Origin of the sequence: Methanospirillum sp., from assembly GCF_035560735.1 — an archaeon.
Taxonomy (GTDB): domain Archaea; phylum Halobacteriota; class Methanomicrobia; order Methanomicrobiales; family Methanospirillaceae; genus Methanospirillum.
The window spans coordinates 1-6,863 of sequence record NZ_DATMYY010000366.1; the positions used below are offsets into that span (position 1 = coordinate 1).

Here is a 6,863-nt window from a genome sequence, read left to right on the forward strand (position 1 = left end):
GTGATGGAATCAAATATGAATGAACGAATCTCAAGTGAAATAATCGGAATATCTCCTGGTAAATCAATCCTTGGGATTGATGCAGGATCTACAAGAATTAAAGGTGCACTCTGGACTGGGTCATCCTGGACACTCTATGCCATCAGTTCAGGGGTCTCATATGAGAAGGGAGTTTCAGATCTTACCAGAAATATTTTAGAATCGGCTGATTTATCTCCAGAAACTATAGTCGCAACCGGTTATGGTCGTAAAATGATCTCTGGAGTTTCATCCATACAGAATGAGATCGGATGCCATGCCAAAGGAGCCATGTATCTTGCTCCCGGATGTAGGACAGTGATCGATATTGGTGGACAGGATGCAAAAGTAATCTCTCTGCGGGAAGATGGGAAAGTATCAGACTTCGCAATGAACGATAAATGTGCTGCTGGAACTGGCAGATTTCTGTCAATTATGGCAGATGCCCTCTCAATAACACTTGCAGATCTCGGGACAATAGGAACAGAGGTTAATCCCCTTCGTCTTTCATCCATGTGTACGGTCTTTGCCGAGTCTGAGATAATCGGACTTCTCTCTCAGGGATATCCGGTTCCTGAAATTGTTGCAGGTATTAACGATGCTATTGCCAGGCGAACACTTTCACTGGCATCCCGACTGACCTTGATTCCTGAAGTTATCTTTACCGGAGGAGTTTCAGCAAATTCCGATATCGTTTCCAGAATATCTGCTCTGGTTAATCTCAATATCAGTGTCCCGCAGCATGCAGAATTTTCCGGTGCCATAGGGGCGGTTCTATCGGTTGGGACAGTTGAGCCATGGCAGAAAGTGCAGGTTAGTGTACTTCAATCATAATTCACAATTACCAATATCACCTCATCTGAACATGGCTCAACGAACCCTTTTTAAAAACCCTTCAAGATTCTTATGAAAAATACTGCCTAATAGTTAGATGAATATGGATTCATATTCATCACAATGGTGAATACTATAGGGAGATTGGAACATCCAGCCTGACTGAAACTTCTTTGATTCATCTACCTGAGCAGTGAGACATTGGTTGCTCATTGCAGTTCCGTCTCAGTGTTTAGTTACTTTACATGACCGGTGTATTTATGAGAGCAGAATCATTAGCATGGTTTGATCAGGCTATGCCGCGGGCATCAGCCGAAATTGCATCAATAAAAGAGAAAAAAGTCCCAGTCGTCGGGTTTTACTGTGTTTTTGCCCCGCAGGAGTTAGTTCTTGCAGCTGGAGGTTTTCCTGTTGCCCTTTGTGCCACAAAGGAAGAACCAATCGCAGATGGTGAAAAAGATCTGCCCCGAAACTTTTGTCCACTTATTAAATCCAGTTACGGATTTGCCATAACTGATAAATGTCCGTTTTTTGTCAATGCTGAGTTTATTATTGGTGAGACAACCTGCGACGGCAAGAAGAAGATGTTTGAACTGATGAGCACCTTTAAGCCGACCATCGTTCTGGAAGTTCCGCAGGGAGCTGTTGGGAAAGCACAGGATGAATACTGGTACTCGGAAGTTCAGCGTTGTAAGACCGAGATTGAGCAGCGACTTGGAGTTACAATAACTACAGATTCTCTCAAAGCAGCAATCAACCGAATGAATGAACAACGCCGGCTTATCAGGGATCTTGCTGAATTGAACAAGGCAGACCCGCCAGTATTATCTGGGCAGGATATGCTCAAAGTAACCTGGGCACGGAATTTTACCTATGATCCAGAGGACTTCAATACCCATCTTAAGGCCGTCATACAAGATGCAAAAAAGATGCAGGTAGAGGGTAATGGAGCATTTCCTAAAGGTACCCCACGGATTATTGTGACTGGTGTCCCAACTGGCCTTGGCTCTGAAAAAGTCCTGAAGATCATAGAAGAATCTGGTGCAGCTGTAGTATACATTGAGAATTGTGCAGGTATGAAGCAGTATCTCCATGATGTTGATGTCTCTGATTCCGATCTTCTCCATGCAGTAGCAAAAAAATATCTGAAGACTCCCTGTTCCTGTATGAGCCCGAATACCGAGCGTATGGAAATTCTGGCAAAAGTAACAGAAGAATACAACGCAGACGGCATTGTAGATATTACCTGGATCGGTTGCCACACCTACAATGTCGAGTCACGGATCCTCTCAAAAGCCATGAAAGAGAAGGATATCCCGGTTATCCAGATTGAGACTGATTATTCACCAGCTGATTCTGAACAGATTAGAACAAGAATTGAAGCATTTATCGATATGATCAAAAACTGATCATTCTTTTTTCAAATCACAGGCCGAAAACCTGTCTATTACGCTAAAAAAGAAGGAATTAGTTCTTCTTCTGGTAGAGTTTACCGTAGACAACCTGTCCTTTTGACTTAGAGTGACGCTCTCCAAGGTCACCGAGGTACTCGGAGAACACAGCCTTGTCACCGTCAACTTCAAGTTCTACATCCTGGTTGTACTTGAAACCTGGCATCATGTAGTTGATGGTTCCGTAGACATAGATCGTTCCCTTCACCATCTGTCCACCGACACGACGGTTGACATTGCCCTTAACAATGATGGTCCCGCCTTCCTGGTGGGTACCGATGTGAACATCAGCATCTCCTTCAACGATAAGAGTTCCCCCATTCATGAAGGTACCGATATCGCTGCCGACGTTGCCCTTGACTCGGAGAACACCGCCCTGCATTCCACGCCAGTCACCACGGTATGAGGCACCGATGAAATTGCCGCCGTTTCCGTCGACAATAAATTCTCCGCCTTCCATACCGAGACCGGAGAAGGAGTCCACGTTTCCTTTAATGTGGAGTTTTCCTCCCTTCATCCATCCACCGGTGTACATATCGCAGCTGCTTTCCACAACAACCTCTCCGGCTGTCATGTTCATGCCAATGTACTTGACTTTCTTGCAGTCTCCGGTTACAATGACTTTGGTCTCTTCAGGAGTTGCTCCAACTGCATCGCCATGGATCTCAAAGAAATCCCCAAGTTTGTAGGTCTCTCTTCCTTCGTAGCAACGGAGGGCAGCAATCTCTTCGTTTGTCTTTCCCGCAAACTGATCAGGGGTGATCATATCTCCTTCGAGATAGAGTTCGGGGACCTTTACCATCTTTATTGTTACTGTCTTCATTCCTGATACCTCACACATTTGCGGTTGTTTCAATCACATGCGGGTGGGGTGCATATGAGTCAGGAACTTCGTAGTTGGGCTGGGTAACAGTGTAGTACCTGAGGAACTTCTCTCTGACATCACGGGCAACCTGCTTGTTCTCAGGAACCTGTGCATTAACCCAGAAGGTCATCTTGGTTGGGTTCTCAAGGACAATGCTTCCCTCTTTGATGACTATGTCTCCATTCTTGAACAGATATGAGACATTGGAGAATACTCTCTCATACTCTTCTGGATCAGTTGGGAGTTTCGTCGGATCGATGTCATAGATCGCAATTTCTGCGTCCATGCCAACTGCAAGACCACCACGGGAGCTGGAGAGACCGAGGGCCTTTGCCGGAGCTGCACGGGTCATCTGTGATAGTTCGTAAAGGGTGATCTCACGATCCAGTTCGTTCAGGATGGTTGCATCGGCTACCTTTCCACTGTTCTTGAAGGCTGCCATCTGCTCATCACGGGTCTTCTTGCTGAGGAGCCACTTGAAGACACGTGGGTACCGGGTGAACGGACCTGCGTTGGGGTGATCAGTGGTGATCATGGTCCGCATTGGATCCTTTGCGAGGAGTGCAAGCTCAAGACCAGTTGCCCACTGTACTGCACAGGGGAAGACGTTCGGGCTGTAGATGAACGGCACGACACCTGATCCGGTCTCAAGTTCCACGTCCACGTTACACCACTTAAGGTGGTTGAGTGCACAGAGGTGGTGCTCGAACGGACCGTCTGCAGTCATGGTGGTAGTTTCGTCAAGGGTTACGTTACCGGTATCAAAGGTGATCTCCGGGTGCTTGTTGACGTAATCCATGATCTCCTTGGATGCAGAGCAGAAGTCTCCCCAGCCTGAACCACCATATGAGTGGAACTGGAGGTGAGTCATATGCAGAACCTGCTCACGGCCGAACTTGTTGTTTGCCTTGTACTTGGAGGCAAGTTTCATAGTGTCGATGGTTACTGGACAGTTACCCGGGTCACCAAGACTGTTCGGATGGAGGTGAACAGAGTGTGGCAGACCGAGGTACTCGTTGCTCTCGATCAGACCGGACACAATCTCTCCAGGAGTGATATCAAAGTATGGAACTTCGTCGTTGATGCCGAGACAGTTCAGACCCCATCCCCATGCTTCAGTGCCACCAGGGTTGACGACCTTGATACCGTATCCCTTGGTCACTCTCATGAGCCAGGCAATATATGCTGCAGTCTTCTCTACCTCTTTCTCCTTGAGGTACTCCATAACGAACCAGTTGTTACCGAATACCGGCAGTGCTGCTTCATCAATGATCGGAGTTTCATGGATCTCATGGTGGACGTGCCTTGCATACATTGGAGGCATTGCTGCTTCCATGACAAAGGTATATCCCATTCTGCCATAGCAGTATCCGGTCCTGAAGACGGACGGAATTGAGAAACCCTGCTCCATACGGGAGGTCTCCTTGACAATTCCACCACGCATCTGTCCCCTGAACCACTTGTCTTCAGGTCTGAACCAGCGTCCGAGGTTAACTTTCGGCCCAGCCACGTGGGAGTGAATATCAAGTGCTCCGGCCATGACGGTCTTGCCGGATGCATCGACTGTCTTGGCCTTTGAAGAGACCTTCTCAACAATCTTCCCATCTTTTATAGCGATGTCTTTCTTGTCTCCCTTTACACCGCTGACAACATCAAAGACATGACCGTTCTTAATCAGATACTCAGTCATTTATGAATCCCCCATGATTTCACAGAGACGCACATAGATCTTTTCAAGGAGTTCTTCGTCGGTAAGCATACCCTCTGGTGGGTTGATAACTTTCCGGCATGCCATTGGGACATTATCCATCCGGTATGCACAGCCCTCAACCTCAACACCGACCAGGGCGACCGGGATGTGAACATCAGAGATCTCAGTGGTCAGGTTGATGTGCGGGTCGATACAGACTGATGGAATCTGTGCCATGTGGCGGGTTGCTTCAATCGGGAAGTGTGCTCCGATATCTGAAGCGATACAGATACATGCATCAACCTCTTTTCTGCGGAGGAGATCAACTGAAGATGTGTCACCAGGCTGGTATCGTGCATGGGTTCGGCGGGTAAGGTCCACACAGTATGGGAATCCGTACTGCCAGGAGAGCACCTGACCTGAACCGGTAACGTTCCAGTGTCCTCTCATAGCGACGATGGCGAACTTGGTGTAGTCGTTCATGTCGCGGGTGAAGTTGATTGCGATATCGATGTTGTGGTTTCTGCCCAGGGTGTGGGTCATACCCATTCCGAAGAATATAACGCCGAACCTTCCTTCCTTCAGGGTTTCAACAGCTGATATAATCCTCTCTTTCGGAACACCACCGACTACATCTGGGATTGGTTCTCCACGGAGAGCTGTTCTGAAGGCATCAAGAAGTTCGTAGTCATATCCTTGTTCAACTTGGATGAATTCATCAGCACACTTGGCTGTATCGGTGTACCGGCAGTCAACACAGATGATCTTCCTCCCCTTGTGACCCTTGGTTGTGAAGAAACCACGGGGGAAGATTGAGTACCTGGACATGTGGCGTGGGTGAGCGTGTGCCGGGTTGCATCCCCAGAAAACGACACGGTCAGCACGATTCTTGACTTCTCCAAGGGTACAGGAAGGAACTCCCACATCCTGGATTGCGAGAAGAGAAGAGCCGTGACAGACGGTTGCACAGTTGTCGACCATTGTTCCGGCCTTTTCAGCAACCTTGTGTCCGATAGACATTGCTTCGCAGCTTGTCGATGCCCATCCGTACCAGAGTGTCTTCTTGGACCTTGCCAGCATCTGCGCGGTATATTCTATGGCTTCGTCGTAGGTGATCTCTTTGTATGTTCCGTCAGGCTGGCGTTTGCGTGGGCGGGTTACTCTGTGATGGCCCGCAGCCTTTGAGAGGTGAAGGAATTTTTCAGCACCGATTGCACAGGCGTTCTGGCAGTCAATGATATCGGTTTCATCATCGGTGACCGTTATTACAAGATCATCACATAATGTCCCACAAAATGGACATACAACATCGGTAACAACTTTTGCCATATTTAACTCCTCACCGGTGGTTTTCTATCAGGTCCATAACAGAGGGTCTGAACTATTTCGACAGCTCCCATAATCCGCTCCTCTGGTGCTGGTTCAATATCTACCGGGAATCCCTTGAAACATGGTTCTCCGGTTGAGTATGTATATGCTGAAACAATGGCGTTTGCCCATGGTCCCATTGGAATGTGAGCAAGGCCCGGAACCAGATCTTCTCGGGTTCTGACTGCCTTGACTACTACACTTCCATCCTTACTGGTAACTTTGACATTGGTGTTAGCCATAATCCCCAGTTTCTTCATGTCATCCTCATGCATGTGGATGATAGAGGCAGCGTCAAAGTACTTCTGAGAAGTCTTTCCTGTCTCCATTGCAACCCCCTGCTGGATTGTCCTGCAGGTGATAAGATTAAGGGTAATCTTGTTCGTCATCTCGAAGCTCCATTTTGGGAGTGTCCCTTCCGGCTTTCTTTATTGTATCCGGAAAGAACATTCGAAAAGACACGAAAGGCTATCCCGAATTGCATTTCGTGTTTCTTCAGGGTTCCTTCTGCAATTTTATCTTCACCAATGATTTTCTCTTAAAAATTCACCGAGTTCGAATTTTTCAGAGTTCACTGGTTCCGAATTATTACAGTTCGTCCCCGATTGAATAACGGTCTACGTGGGGGATATAAAGG

6 protein-coding genes are annotated in these 6,863 nt (G+C 47.5%); 2 read left to right on the forward strand and 4 right to left on the reverse strand.

Going from position 1 to position 6,863, the window contains the following annotated elements; genetic code table 11:
* Together VN429_RS10870 and VN429_RS10875 are read left to right on the forward strand one after the other, a co-directional pair.
* On the forward strand, positions 1–852 hold an 852-nt coding region (locus VN429_RS10870; RefSeq protein WP_325633198.1), incomplete at its 5' end, for an acyl-CoA dehydratase activase.
* A 260-nt stretch (positions 853–1,112) separates the two neighbouring features.
* Positions 1,113–2,261 carry a double-cubane-cluster-containing anaerobic reductase gene (locus VN429_RS10875; protein ID WP_325633200.1) on the forward strand — a complete coding sequence of 383 codons (1,149 nt, stop codon included), beginning with the start codon at positions 1,113–1,115 and terminating at the stop codon, positions 2,259–2,261.
* Between the two features lie 58 nt (positions 2,262–2,319).
* Here the strand turns inward: VN429_RS10875 and VN429_RS10880 are convergent, their stop codons facing one another.
* Genes VN429_RS10880 through VN429_RS10895 form a run of 4 tightly spaced genes read right to left on the reverse strand, consistent with a single transcriptional unit; the run spans position 2,320 to position 6,615 of the window.
* Entirely contained in the window at positions 2,320–3,126 is an 807-nt protein-coding gene (locus VN429_RS10880) for a formylmethanofuran dehydrogenase subunit C (protein ID WP_325633202.1), read from the reverse strand.
* Positions 3,127–3,136: 10 nt separating this feature from the next.
* A complete protein-coding gene (locus VN429_RS10885) occupies positions 3,137–4,858 on the reverse strand; it encodes a formylmethanofuran dehydrogenase subunit A (protein ID WP_325633204.1) in 1,722 nt (573 codons plus the stop codon).
* Positions 4,859–6,187 (reverse strand): formylmethanofuran dehydrogenase subunit B, encoded by a 1,329-nt coding sequence (locus VN429_RS10890; protein ID WP_325633206.1) that lies wholly within the window; start codon positions 6,185–6,187, stop codon positions 4,859–4,861.
* Positions 6,188–6,189: 2 nt separating this feature from the next.
* Positions 6,190–6,615 carry a molybdopterin dinucleotide binding domain-containing protein gene (locus VN429_RS10895; RefSeq protein ID WP_325633208.1) on the reverse strand — a complete coding sequence of 142 codons (426 nt, stop codon included), beginning with the start codon at positions 6,613–6,615 and terminating at the stop codon, positions 6,190–6,192.
* Positions 6,616–6,863 lie beyond the last annotated feature (248 nt).

What these genes read in the sequence shown, in the direction of transcription:
- VN429_RS10875 (WP_325633200.1), top strand. Translation starts at nt 1,113, where the DNA reads ATGAGAGCAGAATCATTAGCATGGTTTGATCAGGCTATGCCGCGGGCA.
- VN429_RS10880 (WP_325633202.1), bottom strand. Translation starts at nt 3,126, where the DNA reads ATGAAGACAGTAACAATAAAGATGGTAAAGGTCCCCGAACTCTATCTC.
- VN429_RS10885 (WP_325633204.1), bottom strand. Translation starts at nt 4,858, where the DNA reads ATGACTGAGTATCTGATTAAGAACGGTCATGTCTTTGATGTTGTCAGC.
- VN429_RS10890 (WP_325633206.1), bottom strand. Translation starts at nt 6,187, where the DNA reads ATGGCAAAAGTTGTTACCGATGTTGTATGTCCATTTTGTGGGACATTA.
- VN429_RS10895 (WP_325633208.1), bottom strand. Translation starts at nt 6,615, where the DNA reads ATGACGAACAAGATTACCCTTAATCTTATCACCTGCAGGACAATCCAG.